This is a genomic window from Thalassovita sp. (assembly GCF_965218685.1).
GTDB lineage: Bacteria > Pseudomonadota > Alphaproteobacteria > Rhodobacterales > Rhodobacteraceae > Thalassobius.
Genome location: NZ_OZ244657.1, coordinates 1,064,298 through 1,086,556, shown reverse-complemented (window position 1 = coordinate 1,086,556; position 22,259 = coordinate 1,064,298). Strand labels below are relative to the sequence as shown.

Below are 22,259 nucleotides of genomic sequence, written 5' to 3'. Positions count from 1 at the left end.
GCACAAGCTTAGGGCTCTAGCGGCACGCGGCCCATGGCATCCAGCGTCCAAACCCGACCTTGGTGGAAAACCGCCGCGGTGATTGGGCGGCCATACCCCGCGCCACTGTCCAAATTAACCCGGTTCCCGCGATGCTCGGCCACCTCGACCGCCGAGTGCCCATGCACCACCAGCCAGGGATGGGGTCGCGGATCCTCGAGGAATTCGGCACGTATCCATTTAAGGTCATCTGGGCTTTGATCCGCCAATGCGACACCCGGACGGATACCCGCGTGCACGAACAGTAAACCGTCATGTTCAAGGTAATCAGGCAGGGCCTCAAGATAATCCAGATGCGCGGCAGGAACCGCGTTTTTGGCTTCCTCCCAAAGGGCCAGAGGTGGCCGATCCAGATCCTGCATCCCGTAAGATTCCAGCGTCGCCTGCCCCCCCAGACGCGGCCCTGTCCAAGGCACGCCGGACTTAATCAGATCGTCCGTCACCGCGCCCGTTCGCAAAAAACCCGCGAACAGATCGTCATGATTGCCACACAGGACAGTCCAGTTGCGTCCATCGGCCTGCCCCTGCATCAAACGCTCGATCACCTGACGGCTGCCTGAACCACGATCCACCAGGTCACCCAGGAAAACGATCCGGGCATCGGGCCCGCCGTCAGCCTCAATCGCGGACAAGGCGGTTTCCAGCATCTCGTACTGGCCATGGATGTCCCCGACCGCGTAAATAGGGTCTGCGTGCATTGCTCGCTCCTGCGTGGTTTGCCGCAACCTAGGCCGGTTCGTCGCTATCGTCCAGCGGTCGCAGAATGCTTCGCAATTGGTCCAGAATCCAGCAATGCGCCGCCGAATGCGAGCGGCGCTGGTGCCAAATCATAGACAGCCTAGCCATGGGCAATGGTATCGGTGACAGGTAAATATCCAATCCGATACGAGGCGCCATCCGGTGCGGCAGGGACTGCGGGATCACCGCCACCAGATCACTGGCCGCCACCGCGTTATAGACACCGGAAAAAACTGGCAGGCTCATGACCACGCGCCGAGTACGACCAGCCTTGTCCAGCTCTTGATCCACCATCGCCCGCAGGTTTCCATCGGGCGAGAACAACACATGGCCAAGATCACAAAACAGATCCAAAGGTACTATATCCCCGGGCGACAAGTTGGCGTGTTGCAAACGGGCGTGCCCCTTGCGGGCAACGACGCAAAATTGCGAGGTAAACAGCACCTCTTGCTGCGCCCAGTTCGGCACTTCAGTCTCCGGTATCAGCGCAACGTCGACATCCAGGCTGTTCAGGGATTCGGCATAGCTGTTGGGCATCAGGTTTAACAACTGCACCCGGATATTGGGCGCAACACGCGACAGGTGATCGGCCAGAGGCGGCATCAAAAACTCGGCAAAGAAATCCGAACCTGAAATTTTGAAGGACATGTCAGCAGTTGCTGGATCAAACCCTTCGGGGCCGTTCAGAAGAGACTCGGTACGGATCAGGATCTCGGACAGAGGGTGATGCAGCGACAGGGCGAACAGCGTTGGCGTCAATTGGCGACCCTGCCGGACGAACAACGGATCATCCAAGGCATGGCGCAAACGCCCTAACGCAGCGGATACCGCTGGCTGAGACATGTTTAATCGTTGCGCCGCGCGAACGGTGCTGCCGGTTTCCAGCAAGGCGTTCAACACGCGCAGAAGGTTCAGGTCGAAGGTTTTGAAATTCACCATGTTAATATGTTGTATATCATCTATTAGCTTTTTGTATGCAAACTCTTACTTAATGGTTGGGGCAACATCCTAATGAACTCGAGTATCCCATGCCCGCGACTCCGCCTCAGCCTCTGCAAATCTTTAGCTGGGAAAAGACCAAGTACCGCTTGCTTTTGTCCCAAGAGGCCACGACCGGCCGTCAGTCTGTAATCGAAAGCGTCACCCTGCCGGGGGGTGGTCCGCCGATCCACATCCATAGTGATGCTGACGAAACATTTGTCATTTTGTCCGGCGATGTGGTCTTTTGGGTAAACGGAACCGAGATCGCCAAAGGTCCGGGCGAGGCCGTCTTTGTACCGCGCGGTGCCGAACACACCTTTCAGGTGATCGGCACTCTTCCCGCGCGGATGCTGGCTGTACTCAGCCCCGGCGGCTGCGAAGGGTTCTATCAGGAAATGGCCTCGGGACAGTTCCGCATCCCGCAGGACATGCAAAACATAACGAAAATTGCGGAACGCTATCAACTGACGTTCACCGGACCCCCTATTGCGGTGAACAACTAACAGGAGAAGGAGAGGGAAAATGAAAGGTATTGCGTTTTATTTCATGATATTGGCCGTGATCTCGGTCGTGTTGGGTATGGCGTGGGGCATCCAGATGTCTGCCTCGCAGAACCATGACTTATCGCCCGCCCATGCGCATTTGAACCTGATCGGGTGGGTCACGATGGCGATTTTTGCGGTCTATTATCATCTTGTGCCAGCCGCAGCGCAGGGACTTCTGGCCAAGCTGCATCTGGCAGTCGCGGCCGCGGGTCTGATCATCATCGTTCCGGGAATCGTTATGGCCCTGACCCAGCAGGGCGAGGCTCTGGCCAAGATCGGATCGATGTTGACGCTTCTGTCGATGGTAATGTTCCTAGCCGTCGTCGTGACCAGCCGCGGACGGGGCTGACACCCAAAGAAAAGCCCCCGTCCGGACGAACCGGGCGGGGGCAAATGCTTTCCGATTGAAGAACGCTTAGGCGTTGAATTCCAGCGGTTTAATCTGCTTGAACAGGCCAGTCGCGGTCAGCGCGTCCAGAGCCGCCTGCGACAGCGATTCGTCTACGTACAGCAGGGCAATCGCCTCGCCACCAGCGGCGGCGCGACCCAGGGTGAAGTTGGCGATGTTCACGCCATTTTCGCCCAGAACGCTACCCAGGGTGCCGATGATACCGGGGACATCTTCGTTGGTGGTGTACAGCATGTGCTCACCGACCTCGGCGTCGATGTTGATGCCCTTGATCTGGATGAAGCGCGGTTTGCCATCCGAGAACACGGTGCCAGCGATCGAACGCTCGCGCTTGTCGGTGACGACGGTCACTTTGACGTATCCTTCGAAGGCGCCCGACTTGTCCTGGTTGGTGGTGCTGATCTGGATGCCGCGCTCTTTGGCGACGACGGGGGCCGACACCATGTTCACGTCTGGGTTCGATTTCTTCATGATGCCAGCCACGACCGAGCAGTTCAGCGCGGGCAGGTTCATTTCGGAAACGACACCGTCGTACAGGATGTTGATCGCCTTGATCGGCTCGTCGGTCAGCTGACCGATGAAGCTGCCCAGATGGCCGGACAGGTCGACCCAGGGGCCCATGACCTTGGCTTCTTCGGCCGTCATCGAGGGCAGGTTCAGCGCGTTTTCAACGGCGCCGTCCAGCAGGTAGTTCGACATCTGCTCGGCCACTTGCAGCGCCACGTTTTCCTGCGCTTCGGTGGTCGAGGCGCCCAGGTGCGGGGTGCAGACGACGTTCGGCAGGCCGAACAGGACGTTTTCTTTGGCGGGCTCTTCGGCGAACACGTCAAAGGCAGCGCCGGCAACGTGGCCGGATTTCAGCAGCTCGGCCAGGGCGTTTTCGTCAACCAGACCACCACGGGCACAGTTGATGATGCGCACGCCTTTTTTGGTTTTGGCCAGATTTTCAGCGGACAGGATGTTGCGGGTGCCATCGGTCAGCGGCACGTGCAGGGTGATGAAGTCGGCGCGGGCCAGCAGGTCGTCCAGCTCGACCTTTTCGACGCCCATCTTGTCGGCCTTTTCTTCGCTCAGGAAGGGGTCGAACGCGATGACCTTCATTTTCAGGCCCTTGGCACGGTCGCAGACGATGCCACCGATGTTGCCGGCGCCAATCACGCCCAGGGTTTTGTTGGTCAGCTCAACGCCCATGAACTTGGACTTTTCCCATTTGCCGGCGTGGGTCGAGGCCGACGCTTCGGGGATCTGACGGGCCACGGCGAACATCATGGCGATGGCGTGCTCGGCGGTGGTGATCATGTTGCCAAAGGGGGTGTTCATGACGATCACACCCTTTTTCGACGACGCTTCTTTGTCGACGTTGTCGGTGCCGATGCCTGCGCGACCAACGACTTTCAGGTTGGTGGCGTGCTCCAGCAGCGAGGGGGTCACTTTGGTGGCCGAGCGGATCGCCAGGCCGTCATACTGACCGATGATTTCGGCCAGTTTTTCCTTGTCCTTGCCAACGTCGGGCAGGAAATCAACGTCGATGCCGCGATCACGGAAGATCTGAACGGCGGTTTCGGACAGTTTGTCGGATACGAGAACTTTGGGGGCCATTGGGGCTCTCCTTCAAAGATGAAATGTCAGGGAAAGGGGCGGGCATGGGGCCCGCCGCCGTCACTTATTGGGCTGCGATTTCGGCCTCGAAGGCCCATTCCAGCCAGGGCAGCATCGCCTCGATATCCGAGGTTTCAACCGTCCCGCCGCACCAGATGCGCAGGCCCGCCGGGGCGTCGCGATAGGCGCCGATGTCCAGCGCGATGTTTTCCGCTTCCAGACGCTTGGCAACGGCCTTGGCAAAGGCGGCGCCGTCCTGAATGCGGTCATCCGTGAACTTCAGACAGACCGAGGTGTTGGAACGCGTTGCGTCATCTTCGGCCAGGTTGGCGATCCACGGCTTGGCGTCGCAGAAATCCCAGACCACCTGCGCGTTGGCGTTGGCACGGCCCATCAGACCCTGCAGACCACCGACCGAACGGGCCCAGTCCAGCGCGACCAGGTAATCCTCGACCGCCAGCATCGACGGGGTGTTGATGGTGGCGCCGGTAAAGATGCCCTCGATCAGCTTGCCGCCTTTGGTCAGGCGGAAGATTTTCGGCAGCGGCCATGCGGGGGTGTAGCTTTCCAGACGCTCGACCGCGCGGGGGCTGAGGATCAGGATGCCGTGGGCCGCTTCGCCGCCCAGCACTTTTTGCCAAGAGAAGGTGGTCACATCCAGCTTGTCCCAGGGCAGATCCATCGCGAATGCAGCCGAGGTAGCGTCGCAGATGGTCAGACCTTCGCGGTCGGCGGGGATGAAATCGCCATTGGGGACGCGCACGCCCGAGGTGGTGCCGTTCCAGGTGAACACGACATCGTTGTTGAAGTCGATGGTGCTCAGGTCAACGATCTGGCCGTACTCGGCGGTTTTGACCTCGGCGTCGATCTTCAGCTGTTTCACAACATCGGTGACCCAGCCCGAGCCAAAGGATTCCCAGGCGACCATTTCCGCCTTACGTGCGCCCAGCAGCGACCACAGGGCCATTTCCACGGCGCCGGTGTCAGATGCGGGCACGATGCCGATCTTGTAATCAGCCGGGATGCCCAGAACTTCGCGGGTGCCTTCGATGGCATCCTTCAGCTTGGCCTTGCCAACAGCTGCACGGTGCGAACGGCCCAAAGCGGCGTCCGACAGCAGCTCCAGCGAGAATGTGGGGATTTTGGCGCAGGGGCCAGAGGAGAAACGCGGGTTTGCCGGCCGCGTTGCCGGTTGTTCAATAGCCATGAATGCTACCCTTCCAGATAAGCGCCTCTCGTTGGGGAGAGGTGTCCCACGGACGGACATAAGGGCGGACGAGAGCTTTCACAACGGTAAAAATGCCGCTATAGCGCCGCTTGAATCGAATTTAGCGACCCTGAACAACTACGATCGGAAACTTCCCCATGTATGTTGCCACTCTTTTGACTGCTCCGTCAGCCCGTAATCTGGATGCGGCATTGCTTGATTCGCTGCGCAACGCGTGGGGTGGTGGCGATGTACAATGGCTGGCCGCAAACGAGGCTGCCGAGTTTTCGCTGCCCGCGTTGCCCGACAATCAATGGGATGTCTGGGCCGATCTGCAGGGGATGGGCGTGGATTTGGTGATCCAACCCGCTGAAGGCCGGAAAAAGAAAATGCTGCTGGCCGACATGGACAGCACCATGATTCAGCAAGAATGCATCGACGAGCTGGCCGACGAGGCCGGCGTGGGCGAACGCGTCAAAGACATCACCGCCCGCGCGATGAACGGCGAACTGGACTTCGAAGGCGCGCTAACCGAACGTGTTGGCCTGCTGAAGGGTCTGCCCGAGGCGATCATCGACAAGGTTCTGGCCGAGCGGATCACTTTTATGCCCGGCGGCAAGGCTCTGGTCGCCACGATGCGCGCGAATGGGGGCTATGCGGCGCTTGTGTCAGGCGGGTTCACGGCGTTCACTGCCAAGGTGGCGCGCGAGCTGGGGTTTGATGAAAACCACGCCAACACGCTGCTGATCGCTGATGGTCAATTGTCCGGCGACGTTCAGCGCCCAATTCTGGGCCGTCAAGCTAAGGTCGATCAGTTGGAAAAAATCACCGCCAAGCTGGGCATTGCCGAGGCCGACGTGATCGCCGTGGGCGATGGGGCCAATGATCTGGGCATGCTGGGCCGCGCGGGCACAGGCGTTGCCCTGCATGCCAAGCCCTCGGTCGCGGCCGAGTGTGACGTGCGGATCAACCACGGTGATCTGACGGCTTTGCTGTACGTTCAGGGCTATGCCAAGGACGAATTCGCCGCCTGAGTACCGCTTTTGGTGTAGGATAGTCCCAATGACACAGGTCACTGGGGGGATCGAATGCCTACACCCGAGGAAAAAATCGCCGCGCTGGGGCTGTCCTTGCCCGCGCCATCGCAACTGCCGCCGACGCTGCAACTGCCCTTTGCTTTCGTGAATGTTCGCGGGGACAGGGCGGTGTTCTCGGGCCATCCTAAAAGCGCGCCGGACGGCAGTATCGCAGGGCCCTACGGTGTCGTCGGCAGTGATTTGACGACCAATCAGGGGTATGAGGCCGCGCGCGATGTGGCACTGTCAGTGCTGGCCAATATCAAGGCCGAAATCGGAGAGCTGTCCCGGATTACCGGCTGGGTTCGGGTGTTTGGCATGGTGACCTCGGCTCCCGGATATTCCGAGCAGCACCTTGTTCTCAATGGGTTTAGTGACTTGATTGTCGAGGTATTCGGCCTCGAAGTGGGTCGGCATGCACGCTCGGCCATCGGGGTGTCAGGCCTGCCTCTGGGATTCGCCATGGAGATCGAAGGAGAAGTGTTGATCGACTCGCGCTCATCTTAATTAACAATTGCGTTAATTATCGAATCGGTTAATTATTGAGTCATGAACACACTGACTCAAACCTTTTCCGCATTGTCCGATGACACCCGGCTGGCCGTAGTGGAACAGCTTATGCGCAACGGCGAACAACCCGCCGGGGCGCTAGGGGGCATCGCCGATATATCCGGCCCGGCCATGTCACGGCACCTGAAAGTGCTGCGCGAGGCCGGTCTTATCAGGCAACGCGTCGATGGCACGCGGCGGCTTTATTCCGTTCGCCCCGAAGCCCTGCGCGCGATTTCAGATTGGACGATCCAGCACCAGAAATTCTGGGAAACCAGCCTGGATCGCCTGCACGATTTTCTATCCCATGAGGACAAGACCAAAGATGGCTGACCTGCAATTAACCCGAGATTTCCCGGTCTCCCCGGACCGTTTATTTGCCGCTGTGACCCAGCAGGCCGATCTGCTGCAGTGGTGGGGGCCCGAGGGGATGCACTGCCCCGAACACGCGCTGGACCTGTCGCAACTGGGGCCCTGGCACTCGGTCATGGTGAACGCCGACGGTGAGCGCTTCAAAGTGTCCGGTCAGGTGACCAGCTATGACCCGCCACGCTCGGTCGGGTTCACTTGGGCCTGGCACGACCCCGAGGATAATCGCGGCGCCGAAAGCCACGTGACCTTTACCGTGACCGGCACCGAGTCGGGATCCAGACTGGTGCTGGATCACCGCGAACTGGGCGACGACGAGATCGCCGCAAACCATAACGAAGGGTGGAGCAGCAGCTTGCGCAAGCTGGATGCCCTGCTTGGCTGAAATTTAGCGAAGGAGTAAGGGAATGCCCAAATTCATGTTTATTTTCCATGGTGGCGGCCGCCCCGAAACCCCAGAAGAAGGCAAGAAGGTCATGGCCGCCTGGCAGGCTTGGATGGACGGGATCGGTGACGATCTTGTCGATGGCGGCAACCCGGCTGGGATGTCCAAAACCGTGACCGCTTCGGGTGTTGAAGACAACGGCGGCGCAAACCCCGTGTCCGGATACACTCTGGTGAATGCGGCGGACATGGACGCGGCGGTGAAGATCGCCCAAAGCTGCCCGATCCTAGAAGGCGGCGGCGGCACCGTCGAAGTCGCCGAAGCGATGGAGATGTAAGCAATCTGCCCCCGCCCATCTGGCCGGGGGCATTCTTCATGGACTCAGGCAGCCAAGGCTGCCCGGGTCCGCCCGATGGTCAGCGCGGCCTGCGCGGCCTCGCGGCCCTTTTCCACGAAATGGTCTCGGTAGATCGCAGTGTGGTGCGGCGTGTCCTGAAACTGGTGCGGGGTCAGGCTGACCGACAGCACCGGCACGCCCGTATCCAGCCCGGCGCGCATCAGCCCGTCCACCACGGCTTGGGCCACGAAATCATGCCGATAGATGCCGCCATCCACGACCAGCGCAGCGGCCGCGACGGCCCCGTACCGGCCTGAGGCCGCCAGATCGCGCGCCAGCAGGGGCATCTCGAACGCACCGGGCACGTCGTAAACGTCCACCTGTTCAGCGGGGATCACTTCGCAGAATCCCTCGAGCGCCTTATCCACAATATCTGAATGCCAATTCGCCTTGATAAAGGCATAGCGGGTGTGTGTCATCTGGGTCTCCTTTCCTTGTCCGACACGTCACCCAGAGCGTCAAAACGACAAGAAAAGGCGCGGCTGACCGCTCCTTCCCGTCGTTCTCTTCCATCCGGACTGTGACCGTCGGCTCTGGAGTTGCACCAGATCTGCTGACCCCCGGCAGGACCGGGGCGCTCGCGGGCTTGGGGCGCGTGCCCCTTACCGCCGGTGGGGAATTCCGCCCCGCCCTGAGAACACGGGAAAATTAGGGCTGCCCTGCCCCGTTGGCAAGCGTTTAACGGCGCAATTTTTGCAACAGATGCAACGACGGATAGCCATCGGGGGTCATCCCCTGCGCGCGCTGGAAACCGCGCACGGCCTCAATCGTCAGCGGCCCGATTTTCCCGTCCACGCCTTGGGTCGAGAAACCCGCACGGGTCAGACGTTGCTGCAATTCTTTACGCTCGCGGAAGGTCAGAGCGCGGTCTCCGCGCGGCCATTTGGCCTGAATCTTCGGCCCACCCTTCAGGCGATCCGACAGATGCCCCACCCCGATCACATAGGCATCGGCGGTGTTATAGCGCTCGATCACCGAGAAGTTCTTGAAGATCAGGAACGCCGCCCCTTGCGAGCCAGCAGGCAACAACAGCGAAGCCTGACCATGATTGGGTACGGCGCGGCCTTTCATGTCGGTCACACCCAGACGGGCCCATTCGCTGGGCAGCTTCTTGATCTTGCGATTAGCCAGGGCATAGTTGAAGCGGCTGGGCAGCTTAACCTCGACCCCCCAGGGCTGGCCGTTCACCCAGCCATGCCGTTTCAGATAAGCCGCGGTCGAGGCCAGCGCATCCGCCGGGTTATCTGACCAGATGTCCCGTTTGCCGTCGCCGGTGAAATCCACCGCAAAGGACAGGTAAGACGTGGGAATGAACTGGGTATGGCCCATCGCACCGGCCCAGGAACCGGTCATGTTCCGTGGGGCCACGTCGCCCGATTGCAGGATTTTCAGGGCGGCGATCAGCTGCGCCTCGAAAAATTTGCCGCGGCGGCCATCATAGGCCAGCGTGGCCAGCGCCTCGATAATGTCGGTTTTGCCGCGATAGGTTCCGTAGGCGCTTTCCAGCCCCCAGACGGCGGCCACGACCTCTTTGTCGACGCCATATTTAGCTTCGATCTGGCGCAGCACGCGGCCGTGTTCTCTTAGCGCTTTCTTGCCGTTCGACACCCGCGTATCCGAGGCCGCGCTGTCCAGATATTCCCACAGGGTTTTGGTGAATTCGGACTGGTTTCGGTCGCGCTGAATTACGTCGGTGTTATAGCGCACGCCCTCGAACGCGCGGTTCAGCGTCCGATCCGTGATCCCGGCCCGGTTGGCGCGGCTGCGAAACCCCTTGATCCAGCGCTGAAAACCCAGGTTCGCCGTCGAAATCCGGGGCTCCTGCCCCACGCTGGCGGGACGCGTCTGCGGCCTGAGCGAACTTGTCTGCACATCTGCATCTGCCACGACGATCGACCCCGCTGACGCGAAAGGCCGCATCACCGGCCGCAGGGATTCGCTGACGGGACTCGCATGGGCGGCCTGAGCCCCCAGTGACAGCAGCGCACTTGCCAGAATCGCTTTGATTTTCATTGCCCGGCCTCTTTGTTTTTATGACCTTTGACCAAAGCCTAGCGCGAATCTGCACGTCGGGAAAGCTCGCAAGTGCAGCGCGCCATCACAGCGCACCAGTTTGCCGAAGGGCCGAAAAAAGTCGGCGAGATTCAGCCGCGCCGTTTACGCTCGACCTTACGTTTGACCTTGGCCGATTTGCGCTTGGCCTTCACCAATTTGCGCCGCCCCGGTTTGCCCTTACCGCGGAACCCCGTGGGCCCGCGTGGCATGTCTTTGCCGTCCAGGCTGATCAGCTCCAGTGAAATGCCGCCGGTGACGGGCAGCGCCTCAAGCAGTTTCACCGTGACGCGCTGGCCGATGCCGATGGTCAGCCCGGTATCCGAGCCCATCAGCGTGTTGCTTTCGCGGTCATAGTGGAAATATTCGCGCCCCAGTGATCGAACCGGGATCAGGCCATCCGCCCCTGTGTCATCCATCCGTACAAAGACGCCGAACTTGGCCACGCCGCTGATCCGGCCGGTGAATTCATTGCCGACACGCTCGGACAGGAAGGCCGCCAGATAGCGATCAGTCGTGTCGCGTTCCGCCATCATGGACCGGCGCTCGGTGTCGCTGATATGGGTCGCGGTGTTTTCCAGCCGCTCGATATCCTCGGGTGTCAGCCCGTCTTTGCCCCACCCGTGCGAGGAGATCAGCCCCCGGTGCACGATAAGGTCCGAATAGCGACGGATCGGCGACGTGAAATGCGCATAGTTCCGCAGCGCCAGACCAAAATGGCCGAAATTCACCGGGCTGTAATAAGCCTGCGTCATCGCCCGCAGTGTAGAGATATTGATCAGCTCGTCATGGTCCGTGCCTTCTGCGGCATTCAGCAGCGCATTCAGATGGCGGGTTTGCAAGACCTGCCCCTTGGCCAGCGGCAACCCCGCCGATTGCGCCGTCTCGCGCAGCGCCTCCAGCTTTTCGGGGGAGGGTTCTTCGTGGACGCGGAACAGCAGCGGCGATTTCTTGGCGATCAGAGTTTCAGCAGCGGCCACGTTGGCCAAGATCATGAACTCTTCGATCAGTTTATGCGCGTCCAGACGGTCGCGGAAATTGACCGACAGAACCTTGCCTTCATCCGACAAGATCACCTTGCGTTCCGGCAGGTCCAAATCCAGCGGCTGGCGATTTTTGCGTGCCCGCGCCAACAAGTCATAAGCCTCGTAGAGGGGATCAATCACATCCTCCATCAAGGGCCCGCACTTGTCATTCGGGGTGCCGTCGCGCGCCTCTTGGACCTCTTGGTAATTCAGCGACGCGACCGAGCGCATCAGCCCGCGCACAAACCGGTGCCCGATCTTTTCGCCCATCGCGTTGATCTGCATTCGGACGGCCACGCAGGCGCGCGGCACGCCCTCGTGCAACGAGCACAGATCGCCCGACAGTCGGTCCGGCAACATTGGCACCACCCGGTCGGGAAAATAGCTGGAGTTGCCGCGTTTCTTCGCCTCGCGGTCCAGCGCACTGCCGGGTGTCACGTAATGCGCTACATCCGCAATGGCCACCCAGATGACATAGCCGCCCTCGTTCTTGGGATCGTCATCCGCGTGCGCCCAGCAGGCATCGTCATGATCGCGTGCATCGGCCGGGTCGATGGTGACCAGGGGCATGTCGCGCATATCCTCGCGCCCGGACAGAACGGCGGGTTTCTGAGCATCCGCCTCAGCAATGACAGCGTCAGGGAAATCATCGGGGATGCCATGCTGATGAATGGCGATCAGGGACACGGCTTTGGGGGCCGTTGGATCGCCCAAACGGTTCACGATCCGGGCACGTGGCAGGCCCATCCGGCCCTTGGGGCCGCTTTGTTCAGCCTCGACCAGCTCGCCATCCTTGGCGCCGCCTGCTGCGCCTTCGGGGACCAGCCATTCCTTGCCGTCGCCTTTGTCGATGGGCAAAATCCGCCCACCTTCCGAGCCCTTGCGGAACACACCCAGCACCTTGCGCGGGTTATGGCCAATCCGGCGGATCAGACGCGCGGTATAGTGATACTCTTCACCCCGCACTTCCTGCACCCGCGCCAACAGCCGATCCCCTTCGCCAAGCGCCGGATCGCTGGCACGCGGGACGACCAGCACCAGCGGCTCTACCCCTTCGCCCTGCCATTCCATCGGTTTGGCAAACAGATCGCCATCGGGGCTGATCTCTTGGATTTTCAGCACGCTGACGGGCGGCAAGCGGTCCGGGTCGCGATAGGTTTTCTTGCGCTTCTCCAGATGGCCCTCGGCCTCCAGCTCTTTCAGGATCCGTTTCAGATCGATCCGCGCAGCGCCCTTGATGCCAAAGGCCTTGGCGATGTCACGTTTCGAGGTGAGGGTCGGGTTCTCCGCGATCCAATCCAGGATCTCGGATTTCGAGGGCAAGTGGCTCATAACTCCGGCCTATCACAGCCGCAAAACGGCGTCATGACGAAATCGCCCGGGTCGCTGCTTTTCGCTTGTTCCCCAAAGGGGCTAATGATGCGGATTCAGACCGCGCGCGGTGGACAGGTGGTGGGCCTGGTGGTGCATTCCGGTGGCCATGATCCCGAAAAAACCAAGACCCTTGATCCGATCTTCGTTCCCTTCGACCCCCAACATCGCTCCATAGGGCCGGACCGAGGCTTTCATCCGCAGCCCGTTCACCCCATTCATCACCGCAGCATGGGCGACCACCATCCGCTGGATCGAAGCCACGACGTCCGGGTCGTCCGAGGTGACCTGAAAAGCCATGCCGCCCGCGATGGGAAGCGGTCTGACCTTGGCGCGCATGGTGACGTTTTCCATGTCCACCAGGTGTGCACGCAGGGCACCGATGTTGACCTTGCTCCAGTCTGTATGCGGATCAGCCTCAAGGATCGCGACGATCTCTTGGATGGCGGCAAAGGCGGCTTGCCCGGTCTCGGTCGCTTCGGCACCGGTTTGCGCGCCATGTCCAACGTGCGCCGCATGATCCATGTGTTGCGCCTGTAGCGGGCTTGCCGCCAGTAAAGCCGCAAAAATCCAACCGATCCGCATAAAAAACCTCCTGATCCTGTCGCGCTAGGCTGGCCTGATCCGCCGCTCGTTGCCAGTCAACTTTCCGTCATTGCAAATCTTGGACCCGGTCAACGTCACGCAAAACGTCCACCTGCACAACGCTTAGCCCGGAAACCGAGCCGATGCTGTCCACAAGCGCATGCTGCGTGGACCAGCGTACCCCGTTAAACAGCCCCGCAGGCATCGCCCTGCTGCGCTTTAGCCCGACCAGCCAGTACCCACCGTCCGGGGCGGGGCCGAATACAGCATCGTGATTTCCCAGCGCGGCAAAAGCCCGTGCGATATGAGCGCGGGTGATGCCGGGAATGTCGCCGCCGATCACGCAAACAGGACCGGGCGGCATGTCCCGCAATTGCCGCGCCATACGGGCGCCCAGATCGCCGCGCCCTTGCGCAGTACGCTGAAACCGCGCTGGCCAGGCACGGCTGCCCAGCGCACAATCCGGAGCCACCGCCAGAACGACAGACCAACGCGGGTCTTCAATCCGGCGCAGCAAACGCGCCACCTGATGACGAAACCACCACGCGGCCCCGATCATCCCGATATCCCGCCCCAAACGTGTTTTCACCCGTCCGGCTCGTGGTTCCTTCAGCATGATCACCAATGTGCGCCTCATAGGGTCAGCCCCATTTCGTGATGAGGGATACCAGCGTCATCATACTCGGGTCCGCAAACGCGAAAGCCCAGTTTTTCGTAAAACCCTGTGGCATGGACCTGGGCGCCCAGACGAATGACGCGGATGTTGCGATCAGCCTTAAGCCGAGCGATGGCATCTTGCACCATCGCCGCACCTAACCCCGTACCGCGCGCCCTTTGCAACACGCAGATACGCCCGATCCGTCCGGTCTGGCCATCAATCACCAGCCGCGCCGTCCCAACGGGCTGATCTCCAAGCCAGGCCAGAAGATGCAAGGCACGACCATCCAAATCGTCCCATTCCTCGTGTTCGGGAATGCCCTGTTCCTCGATGAACACGGTGCGGCGCAGCGCGTGGACATGGGTCAGACCACTGGCCCGTTCGATCCGCCAGCTCATGCGAAATAGTCGGCCAGGATCCGGGCGTAGATTTGCTTGAGCTGGTGAATCTGGCTGATCTCCACGCGCTCGTCGACCTGGTGCATGGTCTTGCCAACCAGACCGAATTCCACCACCGGACAGTGGTGTTGCACGAACCGCGCGTCCGAGGTTCCGCCCGACGTGGACAACTCGGGCTGCATCCCGGTTTCTGCGGCCACAGCGGCAGCGACCAGATCAGACAGCGCTCCTGGCGGCGTCACGAAGCTTTCGCCCGAGACCTTGATTGGCATGTCAATCTGCACGCCAAATTCGGCGGCGATGGCGTCGGCCTCGGATTGCAGCCATTCGGACAGGCTGGCACTGCTGTGCGCGTCATTAAAGCGGATATTGACCGTGGCCTTGCACTGCGCCGGGATCACATTGGTGGCTGGGTTGCCGGTGTCAAAGGTCACCACGGCCAGGGTCGAGGCATCGAAATGATCCGTGCCGGTGTCCAGCGTGTGACTGGCCAGGCGGTCCACCAGACGCGCCAGTGCCGGGATCGGGTTGTTGGCGCGATGCGGATAGGCCGCATGGCCCTGCACGCCGGTAACGGTGATGAACGCCGTCATCGAACCACGCCGCCCGATCTTCATCATCTCGCCTATTTCGTTCGGGCAGGTCGGCTCGCCCACCAGGCAGACGGACATCTGTTCGTTCTCGGCATCCATCCAGTCAAGAATCGCCGTCGTGCCGTCCAGCGCGTCGCCTTCCTCGTCTCCGGTGATGGTGATGATGATCGCGCCGTCAGGGGGCGTCTGTGCGACCATGTCCACGGCTGCCGCCACAAAGGCCGCAACGCCCGATTTCATGTCCGTTGCCCCGCGCCCCCAGATCTGGCCGTCTTTCACCTCGGCACCAAAGGGATCAACCGTCCATGCATCGGCGTCACCCACTGGCACCACATCCGTATGACCATTGAAGCCGAACGTCCGCGTCGCGCCCTTGTCGCCCCACCGCGCGAACAGGTTGGACACGCCGCCCCGGTCAATCCGCGTGCAGGTGAAGCCTGCTGCCTCCAGCCCCGCTTGCAGCAGCACCAGCGCACCGCCTTCTTCGGGCGTAACCGAGGGACAGCGGATCAGGGCCGAGGTCAGCTCGGCCGCGTCGACAGGGGCGGTGAAAGTGTTGGACATGCGGGCGCTCCGTTCTGTGTTGCCCAAGGGCTACCTCGGATTTGGCGGATGCGCAAACATTGCTGGTTTTGGGCATCCACGCGGGATTCACGGGCCCGGGAAACTGTGGTACCAAGGGGCCAAGCGGGATAACCCGCACCAAGGCAGCAGCAGGACACATCCATTATGAGCTGGATCGCTCTGGCAGATCACACGACGCGCCTGTTCAATCGGGCCGGTATCGGGCAAGGCGCGGGCACACAGGCGCGTTTCGGCCCTGCTGATCTGTTGCCGCGTGGCGCGCTGATGCTTGAAACCGGCATCCCTGCCCATGATCGTCCGCAAACTTTGCTGCAATACCACCACCTGCACCCATGGGAGCGCGGCCTGAGCCTGCAGGCATTGCCGGACGGTTCGGTCTCGGTGGTCGTCACGCAAGGTCAGTCTGTCTCGCATACGGCGCTGCATCACGGACTAACCGGCGAGAATTACCGCCTGCGCATCACCTATCTATGGGACGCGCCCGCGCGGCAAGGCTGGCTGTCGGTGCGTGCGCTTGGCACATATCAGTACTTCCTGCAGCCGGTGAGTGATCCCCTGCCCCTTGGGCTGGGCGACCTGCAAACCCTGTTTACGCAGCCGCGCCCTTTGCGGGCCCAAGATGACGTCACCTATCTGGCCTTGTCTGACACCCCGGTTCCGGTCGGGCCCATGCCCAGCATTGCGCCGGAAACGCCGATCCTGACCGCCCAGGGTTATCGCCCCATTGCCCAGCTGAAACGCGGAGACCTGATCCAGACCCCAGAGGGCGAGCACGTCCCGATCCTTGCCAATATCGAAAGTACCCTTCCCGCTCGCGGGGGATTTCGCCCAGTCCATCTGCGCGCGCCATATTTCGGGCTACAGCGCGACATCACTGTGACTCCGGATCAGCGGCTGTGCGTTTCAGGCCCGGATGTCGAGTTCCTGTTCGGCGCCCCCTTTGCGCTTGTGCCGGCGCAACACCTGGTCAACGGCGTTTCGGCCTACTACGCGCCCGACCGAGCGCAGGCGACGTGGCACCAGCTTCTGTTGCCCCGGAACGAGCCGATTCTGGCCGCCGGCGCACCGTTGCATTCGTTGTATCTGGGACGGATGCGACGGAAGACCCAGCAAATTTCGGTCAGCTTACTCGCCGGTTACGAAAGGTCGCGCTTGCCCGAACACGCAAGGCCTGTATTCCCTGTACTCAAACCATTCGAAGCGGTCACATTCGTCCAAAATCGCGCCGTCTAGTCTTTGGTATTGTTGCGAAATCTTGGCTAATGGCCTATCCGTCGGACAACTTGGGGAAAAGTTTCATGACGCGCATCATCCTGGCACTGGTGGCTTTGCTTGCCTTGTGGCCCGTAAAATCCATGTCTCAAGAGCTGGTCGTCGGCACCGTCACGCGCCCGCCATTCTCGATGTCATTGGCTGGAACCGACCTTGGTTTCTCAATCGACTTGTGGGACGCATTGGCCCAGTCCACCGGTCACGAGTACCGGATAGAACGCTTTGACAGCTTCGGCGAGATGTTGGACGCGGTGCAAAATTCGCAGGTCGACCTGGCAATCGCCAATATCTCGATCACGGCCGCCAGAGAGGAAGTCATGGACTTCAGCCAGCCGATATTCTCGGCCGGCTTGCAGATCATGACCCCGGTCGATCGTGATGGTTCAGGCCTGTGGAAGGCCTTGGTTAACAAGGAACTTGTCCTGTCCGTCATCCTGGCCTTTGCCGCGCTTTTGGGTGTGGGCATGCTGATGTGGTGGCTAGAGCGGCGCCATCAGGAATACTTTGACCAGCCAGCCAAGCAGGCCATGTTTCCCGCGTTCTGGTGGGCGCTGAACCTTGTTGTAAACGGCGGCTTTGAAGAACGCGTTCCGCGCACCGCCCTGGGTCGCCTGATGGGTGTCGGTCTGGTCATTACCTCTTTGTTTTTCGTGTCGGTCTTCGTGGCTTATGTGACTTCGGTGATGACGGTGGACGCGATCACCTCGAATGTGAATTCGGTCAATGACCTTTACAGCCGACGGGTGGGCACCGTGGCCGGATCGACCGCCGCAAACTATCTGGACAACCGCGACATCGACTATCGCGAATATGCGGGACTTGATCAGATGCTGGCCGGGTTCGAGCAAAAAGAGCTGGACGCGATCGTCTTTGACGCACCGATCCTGGCCTATTACGTGAAGACCCGTGCGCAGGGGCAGGCGCAGCTGAATGGCCCAATTTTCCTGCGCGAGAATTACGGCATCGCAGCCCCCACGAACAGCCCCGTGATCGAAGGGATCAACCGCACACTGCTGACCCTGCGCGAGAACGGCAAATATAACGAGATCTACGAAAGCTGGTTCGGACTGGAACCCCAGTAAGCGTCAGTGAACTGCGTCCGAGGCGCCCTTGTCTCCGAAAAACGGGGTCATCTGCGCGACGATCACCGAGTTTTCTTCAAGCGCGCGGGCCATCAGGCCGCGTTCGTCGTCACTGATGTCGTGGCCTTGCTCCAGCCGTTCGTCCAGTGTGCCGTATCCGGTGACATCCAGCGGAGCCAGATCGGCCTGCTTCAGGATTGCGACGGTTTCGCGCACGGCCTCAGCCTCGTCAATGCCGCTGGCATAGCACATCAGCGCGGCCCCCGAGGATCCCTCGGGCAGGCCATCGTCCTCTTTTCTGCCCACCTGTACCAGCAGGGTATACACCTTCTGGCGCGACGGTTTCTTAGGCTTCTTGGCTTTGCTGTCGGTCATATCTGGCCCCTGCGGAATTTCCTCTGACATGCCGAAAATCGGCCCAAAGGTCCAGCGATATCCCACGAAAAAGGGCGCCCGCAGATGCAGGCGCCCTGATCCAACCGCGAGGGGAACGGTCGGAGCAGCAGATTATTCGGCCAGGCCGATCTGACGCATGAAGGTCAGGTTGTCCCAGAACAGGTATTCTTCGTCCATGACGCCTTCCTCGTTCCAGTGACCGATGGTGGCCATCGTCAGCTTGTAGGCTTTGCCGGTCGGCGGGATGAACTTGCCATCACCGATGGGCATCGGCTCACTGAAAGTGCCTTCGATCACGCCAACGACGCCCGTCCATTCCCCTTGGCCGATGCGGATCGGGTGGGTTTCGATGCGGGTGTCAGGCGCATAAACAAAGAAGGCCTTCAGGTCCGCAATATGCACATCCAAGCCTTCAGTCGTACGGCCATCGGGCCAATGCACGACGATGTCTTCGGCGTGGCTTTCATGCAGACGGTCCCAGTGCTGACCCGAGAATACCTCGAAGTCCAGAATGTCGAAAGTTTCCAGGTTCTTCTCGATGCGGGCTTGCTCGGCCTGAACTTTGGCCAGTTCGGCCAGGGCCGCGACCGTGGCCGCGTTGTTGTCTGCAACTGCGGGGACTGCGATGGCCGAGCCAAGCAGCGCGGCGGTCAGGGTCTTCAGGATCTTGGTCATTGGTTCTCTCCGTGAGTGTGAGTGGCGTTTGCCGTTGTTTGATGAAGAGAATATGGGGCCGTTTCATTATGTAAAAAATGGCGAAAGACAGGAATGATAATCTTCATATCGTTCTTAATGAATGCAGACAAAAAAAGACCCCGCCAAATGGGCGAGGCCTTGGAATTAAGGGCGAAACGTGATCAGTCGCGCAGCAGGTCGTTGATCGACGTTTTCGAGCGGGTCTTGGCGTCCACGCGTTTCACGATCACGGCGCAGTACAGGCTGACACCGTTTTTCGAGGGCATCGAGCCCGACACGACGACCGAACCAGCCGGCACTTCGCCGTACATCACTTCGCCGGTTTCGCGATCAACGATCTTGGTCGATTGGCCGATGTAAACACCCATGCCCAGAACCGCGCCTTCGCGGACGATGCAGCCTTCGACCACTTCGGAACGCGCACCGATAAAGCAGTTATCCTCGATGATGGTCGGGCCGGCCTGCATGGGCTCCAGCACGCCGCCGATGCCAACGCCACCCGACAGGTGCACGTTTTTGCCGATCTGAGCGCAGCTGCCAACGGTGGCCCAGGTGTCAACCATGGTGCCTTCGTCAACATAGGCACCCAAGTTGGTGAAGGACGGCATCAGAACCACGCCGGGGGCGATATAGGCAGACTTGCGAACCACGGCGTTGGGCACGGCGCGGAAACCAGCCGCGCTGAATTCGTCAGCGCCCCAGCCTTTGAACTTGCTGTCGACCTTGTCCCACCAGGTACCGTCCTGCGGGCCGCCGTTCTGAATTTCCATGTCCTTGATGCGGAAGCCCAGCAGCACAGCCTTTTTGGCCCACTGGTTCACGTGCCAGTCGCCGTTCTCCATCTTCTCGGCCACGCGCAGCTTGCCCGAATCCAGCGCGTTCAGCGTGTCTTCGATGGCGTCGCGGGTCTCGCCGGTGGTGGCGGGGGTGATGGTGTCGCGCGCGTCCCACGCGGCTTCGATCGCTGCTTCCAGCTGAGCATTGGACATGGAGGTCTCCTCAAGGGCCATTTCACGTTGGGATATGCCTATAAGCCCCCGGCCCCGAACGCGCAATGCAGCATTGGGTATGCACGTGCACACCAAGGGTGGATCAGCCCGCTTGGAACGGATCAGGGGCGATGTTGCCTCCGCAGACCAGCACGGCAACTTTTTCACCGGGCTGGGGCGTATAGGCCCCCGATTGCAGCGCCGCCAAAGCTGTTGCCCCGGCAGGTTCCACCAACTGGCGCGCGGCCGTCCAAAGGGTGCGCTGCGCCGTGGCGATCGCCTGATCGCTAACCAGAACCGATTGAACGCCATGCTGCACCGCCAGACCATGACAGATTCGCCCGATCTTGCGCGCTCCCAGGGAATTGGCCGCGATGCCGGACACCTCGACCTCGGTATCTGGTCCCGTTTCAAGGGCTGCATTCAGCGTCCGCGCCGAGGCAGGCTCGACCGCGACGACCTTTCGCCGACCCTGTAGCCAAGCCAAAGCACCACCGATCAGCCCGCCACCGCCCACGGCGATCAGCACCGTATCGGCCTGCAACCCCTGTTCTTCCCACTCCAGCAGCACGGTGCCCTGCCCCTGCACGGTTTCGGGCGCGTCATAGGCATGTATCTGCATGGCGCCTGTTTCGACCTCGTATTCCTTGGCCATCTCAAGCGCGTTGGCATAGGCGCCGGGCACCACAACCAGATCAGCGCCTTGATCCCGGATCAGCGAGATCTTGGCAGGGCCAGCAATTTCAGGCACGTAGATCCGCGCGCGATGACCCAATTGCGCAGCCGCATAAGCCACCGCCGCCCCATGGTTCCCCCCGGACGCCGCCACAAGCCCCGACGCTGGCACAGGTTTCGACAGCAGAGTGTTGAACGCGCCCCGCGCCTTGAAGCTGCCCGAATGCTGCACCTGCTCTAGCTTCAACTCGACCGGATAGGGCAGGCCCAGCCCGGCATGGGTCAGCACCGGCGTGCGCAGTACATGCGGAGCGATCAGCGCCATCGCGCCTTCGATGTCGGATTTCCAGGTCATGGTTGCCTCTGAAGCTGGCCAGTGTAGGTTGGGGTCTATACGATTGATTGTAAGGTAAAAAACAGGGAAGGCCAGTCATGACCACGGAACGTCACAGCGCATTTCGCGATGCCCATACCGACCGCACCAGCGCCCGCGAGGTTCCGGACACGCCTCAGACCCGCTCGCCTGCATATAAACTGGCCTTTGATGATCAGAGCTTTATGTGCCGCGACGAGCTGCGCCCCGTGCGATTGCAGCTTGAACTGCTCAAACCCGAGCTGATGTTGGAAGAATACGGCGTCGACAGCACCGTGGTTCTGTTTGGCGGTGCAAGGGTGCCCTCGCCCGAAACCAAGGATAAGGCGCGCACGCAGACGCTGGCGGACCTGTCGAAATATTATGAAGAGGCGCGTAAATTCGCCTATCTCGTCACCGAGGAAGGGCTGAAAGAGGGGCGGCACGAGAATATCGTCTGCACGGGTGGTGGCCCTGGTGTGATGGAGGCCGGAAACCTTGGCGCCGAGCAGGCAGGCGGTATCTCGATCGGGCTTAACATCGTGCTGCCACATGAACAGGCGCCGAATGCGCATGTGACGCCGGACCTGTGTTTCAACTTCCATTATTTCGCGATCCGCAAGATGCATTTCCTGATGCGGGCCAATGCGATCTGCGTGTTCCCGGGTGGGTTTGGGACCATGGACGAGATGTTTGAATCACTGACCCTGATCCAGACGGGCCGCATGAAACGCGTCCCGTTCCTGCTGTTCGGACAAGCGTTCTGGGAAAAGATCATAAACTGGGATGCGCTGGCGGATGCCGGCACGATCAGCCCCGAAGATCTGGAGCTGTTCCGCTATGTTGAAACCGCCGAAGAGGCGTTCGAGGCCCTGCACAACTGGGATGGCGCGGGCCAGAAACGAGATGCGATTCCGGGCCGTTAGTGCAGCAGCTCGGTCGGGACGGCGCAAATTTCTTGCTGACGCAGGTTTGCGATGACCTCGCCGTGGTCGGTGTCCATGATCTTGTAGCCATAGCCCTTCAGACGGAATTTCCATTCGCGCACGGACACGGATTTTTGACGCTCGGCGCGGATCAGCTCCAGGACCGAGTTGGTCAGGTCGGGGGTGATGATCTCGATTTTCTGCATTGGACTGCCTCCAGTTTTAACTTGTTACTGGAAACAGTCTGTTGCCGGATTGAGGCCGGAAATGCCCCGGATTGGGGCATTAATGTGAAAATGTGAAACAGTTT

Annotated in this window: 26 protein-coding genes and 1 riboswitch; of the genes, 10 read left to right on the top strand and 16 right to left on the bottom strand. The window is 60.7% G+C overall.

Annotated features, from left to right (window positions below; genetic code table 11):
• Nucleotides 1-8 precede the first annotated feature (8 nt).
• On the bottom strand, nt 9-737 hold the full coding sequence (locus ACOQOQ_RS05580; protein ID WP_420569147.1) for a metallophosphoesterase family protein: 729 nt from the start codon (nt 735-737) through the stop codon (nt 9-11).
• A gap of 28 nt (nt 738-765) precedes the next feature.
• Entirely contained in the window at nt 766-1,716 is a 951-nt protein-coding gene (locus ACOQOQ_RS05575) for a LysR family transcriptional regulator (RefSeq protein WP_420569146.1), read from the bottom strand.
• A gap of 89 nt (nt 1,717-1,805) precedes the next feature.
• Between ACOQOQ_RS05575 and ACOQOQ_RS05570 the strand changes: the two genes are divergently transcribed.
• Both ACOQOQ_RS05570 and ACOQOQ_RS05565 read left to right on the top strand, forming a co-directional pair.
• Entirely contained in the window at nt 1,806-2,261 is a 456-nt protein-coding gene (locus tag ACOQOQ_RS05570) for a cupin domain-containing protein (RefSeq protein WP_420569145.1), read from the top strand.
• A 19-nt stretch (nt 2,262-2,280) separates the two neighbouring features.
• On the top strand, nt 2,281-2,652 hold the full coding sequence (locus ACOQOQ_RS05565; protein ID WP_420569144.1) for a hypothetical protein: 372 nt from the start codon (nt 2,281-2,283) through the stop codon (nt 2,650-2,652).
• A 66-nt stretch (nt 2,653-2,718) separates the two neighbouring features.
• Here the strand turns inward: ACOQOQ_RS05565 and serA are convergent, their stop codons facing one another.
• Together serA and ACOQOQ_RS05555 are read right to left on the bottom strand one after the other, a co-directional pair.
• The gene (gene serA, locus ACOQOQ_RS05560; protein WP_420569143.1) at nt 2,719-4,311 is read right to left on the bottom strand and encodes a phosphoglycerate dehydrogenase; all 1,593 of its coding nucleotides are present in this window, start codon (nt 4,309-4,311) and stop codon (nt 2,719-2,721) included.
• 64 nt (nt 4,312-4,375) lie between these two features.
• Nucleotides 4,376-5,518, bottom strand: a complete 1,143-nt coding sequence (locus ACOQOQ_RS05555) for a phosphoserine transaminase (protein WP_420569142.1) — start codon at nt 5,516-5,518, stop codon at nt 4,376-4,378.
• Between the two features lie 158 nt (nt 5,519-5,676).
• On the opposite strand from ACOQOQ_RS05555, the gene serB reads away from it, so the two are divergent.
• Genes serB through ACOQOQ_RS05530 form a run of 5 tightly spaced genes read left to right on the top strand, consistent with a single transcriptional unit; the run spans nt 5,677 to nt 8,234 of the window.
• The gene (serB, locus tag ACOQOQ_RS05550; protein ID WP_420569141.1) at nt 5,677-6,552 is read left to right on the top strand and encodes a phosphoserine phosphatase SerB; all 876 of its coding nucleotides are present in this window, start codon (nt 5,677-5,679) and stop codon (nt 6,550-6,552) included.
• A 54-nt stretch (nt 6,553-6,606) separates the two neighbouring features.
• A complete protein-coding gene (locus ACOQOQ_RS05545) occupies nt 6,607-7,101 on the top strand; it encodes a RidA family protein (RefSeq protein WP_420569140.1) in 495 nt (164 codons plus the stop codon).
• A gap of 42 nt (nt 7,102-7,143) precedes the next feature.
• A complete protein-coding gene (locus ACOQOQ_RS05540; RefSeq protein ID WP_420569139.1) occupies nt 7,144-7,476 on the top strand; it encodes an ArsR/SmtB family transcription factor in 333 nt (110 codons plus the stop codon).
• Entirely contained in the window at nt 7,469-7,897 is a 429-nt protein-coding gene (locus ACOQOQ_RS05535) for an SRPBCC family protein (RefSeq protein ID WP_420569138.1), read from the top strand. The genes ACOQOQ_RS05540 and ACOQOQ_RS05535 overlap by 8 nt, the downstream gene beginning before the upstream one ends.
• Nucleotides 7,898-7,919: 22 nt before the next feature.
• Nucleotides 7,920-8,234 carry a YciI family protein gene (locus ACOQOQ_RS05530; RefSeq protein ID WP_420569137.1) on the top strand — a complete coding sequence of 105 codons (315 nt, stop codon included), beginning with the start codon at nt 7,920-7,922 and terminating at the stop codon, nt 8,232-8,234.
• Between the two features lie 44 nt (nt 8,235-8,278).
• Here ACOQOQ_RS05530 and ACOQOQ_RS05525 read toward each other — a convergent pair whose 3' ends face one another.
• The 7 genes from ACOQOQ_RS05525 to dapE form a co-directional block, all read right to left on the bottom strand.
• Entirely contained in the window at nt 8,279-8,713 is a 435-nt protein-coding gene (locus ACOQOQ_RS05525) for a 6,7-dimethyl-8-ribityllumazine synthase (RefSeq protein ID WP_420569136.1), read from the bottom strand.
• 78 nt (nt 8,714-8,791) lie between these two features.
• Nucleotides 8,792-8,937: riboswitch (FMN riboswitch) on the bottom strand.
• Nucleotides 8,938-8,972: 35 nt separating this feature from the next.
• Nucleotides 8,973-10,307, bottom strand: coding sequence for a lytic murein transglycosylase (locus ACOQOQ_RS05520; RefSeq protein ID WP_420569135.1), 1,335 nt, complete (start codon nt 10,305-10,307; stop codon nt 8,973-8,975).
• 131 nt (nt 10,308-10,438) lie between these two features.
• Nucleotides 10,439-12,703, bottom strand: coding sequence for a ribonuclease R (gene rnr, locus ACOQOQ_RS05515; protein ID WP_420569134.1), 2,265 nt, complete (start codon nt 12,701-12,703; stop codon nt 10,439-10,441).
• 81 nt (nt 12,704-12,784) lie between these two features.
• Nucleotides 12,785-13,327 carry a hypothetical protein gene (locus tag ACOQOQ_RS05510; protein WP_420569133.1) on the bottom strand — a complete coding sequence of 181 codons (543 nt, stop codon included), beginning with the start codon at nt 13,325-13,327 and terminating at the stop codon, nt 12,785-12,787.
• A gap of 67 nt (nt 13,328-13,394) precedes the next feature.
• Nucleotides 13,395-13,964, bottom strand: a complete 570-nt coding sequence (locus ACOQOQ_RS05505; protein ID WP_420569132.1) for a TIGR04282 family arsenosugar biosynthesis glycosyltransferase — start codon at nt 13,962-13,964, stop codon at nt 13,395-13,397.
• Nucleotides 13,961-14,383 carry a GNAT family N-acetyltransferase gene (locus ACOQOQ_RS05500; protein ID WP_420569131.1) on the bottom strand — a complete coding sequence of 141 codons (423 nt, stop codon included), beginning with the start codon at nt 14,381-14,383 and terminating at the stop codon, nt 13,961-13,963. Before ACOQOQ_RS05500 ends, ACOQOQ_RS05505 begins: the two co-directional genes overlap by 4 nt.
• The gene (dapE, locus tag ACOQOQ_RS05495) at nt 14,380-15,540 is read right to left on the bottom strand and encodes a succinyl-diaminopimelate desuccinylase (protein ID WP_420569130.1); all 1,161 of its coding nucleotides are present in this window, start codon (nt 15,538-15,540) and stop codon (nt 14,380-14,382) included. Before dapE ends, ACOQOQ_RS05500 begins: the two co-directional genes overlap by 4 nt.
• A 165-nt stretch (nt 15,541-15,705) precedes the next feature.
• On the opposite strand from dapE, the gene ACOQOQ_RS05490 reads away from it, so the two are divergent.
• Both ACOQOQ_RS05490 and ACOQOQ_RS05485 read left to right on the top strand, forming a co-directional pair.
• Nucleotides 15,706-16,794 (top strand): Hint domain-containing protein, encoded by a 1,089-nt coding sequence (locus ACOQOQ_RS05490; RefSeq protein WP_420569129.1) that lies wholly within the window; start codon nt 15,706-15,708, stop codon nt 16,792-16,794.
• Nucleotides 16,795-16,859: 65 nt separating this feature from the next.
• Nucleotides 16,860-17,915: a transporter substrate-binding domain-containing protein gene (locus ACOQOQ_RS05485; RefSeq protein ID WP_420569128.1), complete on the top strand. Its 1,056-nt coding sequence runs from the start codon at nt 16,860-16,862 to the stop codon at nt 17,913-17,915.
• A gap of 3 nt (nt 17,916-17,918) precedes the next feature.
• Here the strand turns inward: ACOQOQ_RS05485 and ACOQOQ_RS05480 are convergent, their stop codons facing one another.
• The 4 genes from ACOQOQ_RS05480 to ACOQOQ_RS05465 form a co-directional block, all read right to left on the bottom strand.
• Complete coding sequence (locus ACOQOQ_RS05480; RefSeq protein WP_420569127.1) at nt 17,919-18,290, bottom strand: hypothetical protein; 372 nt, start codon at nt 18,288-18,290, stop codon at nt 17,919-17,921.
• Nucleotides 18,291-18,422: 132 nt separating this feature from the next.
• Nucleotides 18,423-18,986, bottom strand: a complete 564-nt coding sequence (locus ACOQOQ_RS05475) for an ester cyclase (protein WP_420569126.1) — start codon at nt 18,984-18,986, stop codon at nt 18,423-18,425.
• Nucleotides 18,987-19,168: 182 nt separating this feature from the next.
• Nucleotides 19,169-19,996, bottom strand: coding sequence for a 2,3,4,5-tetrahydropyridine-2,6-dicarboxylate N-succinyltransferase (gene dapD, locus ACOQOQ_RS05470; RefSeq protein ID WP_420569125.1), 828 nt, complete (start codon nt 19,994-19,996; stop codon nt 19,169-19,171).
• Between the two features lie 103 nt (nt 19,997-20,099).
• On the bottom strand, nt 20,100-21,026 hold the full coding sequence (locus ACOQOQ_RS05465) for a threonine/serine dehydratase (RefSeq protein ID WP_420569124.1): 927 nt from the start codon (nt 21,024-21,026) through the stop codon (nt 20,100-20,102).
• Nucleotides 21,027-21,103: 77 nt separating this feature from the next.
• Between ACOQOQ_RS05465 and ACOQOQ_RS05460 the strand changes: the two genes are divergently transcribed.
• Nucleotides 21,104-21,949 carry a TIGR00730 family Rossman fold protein gene (locus ACOQOQ_RS05460; RefSeq protein ID WP_420569123.1) on the top strand — a complete coding sequence of 282 codons (846 nt, stop codon included), beginning with the start codon at nt 21,104-21,106 and terminating at the stop codon, nt 21,947-21,949.
• Here the strand turns inward: ACOQOQ_RS05460 and ACOQOQ_RS05455 are convergent.
• Nucleotides 21,946-22,155 carry a hypothetical protein gene (locus ACOQOQ_RS05455; protein ID WP_420569122.1) on the bottom strand — a complete coding sequence of 70 codons (210 nt, stop codon included), beginning with the start codon at nt 22,153-22,155 and terminating at the stop codon, nt 21,946-21,948. The two genes, ACOQOQ_RS05460 and ACOQOQ_RS05455, sit on opposite strands and share 4 nt — an antisense overlap.
• Nucleotides 22,156-22,259: the final 104 nt, after the last annotated feature.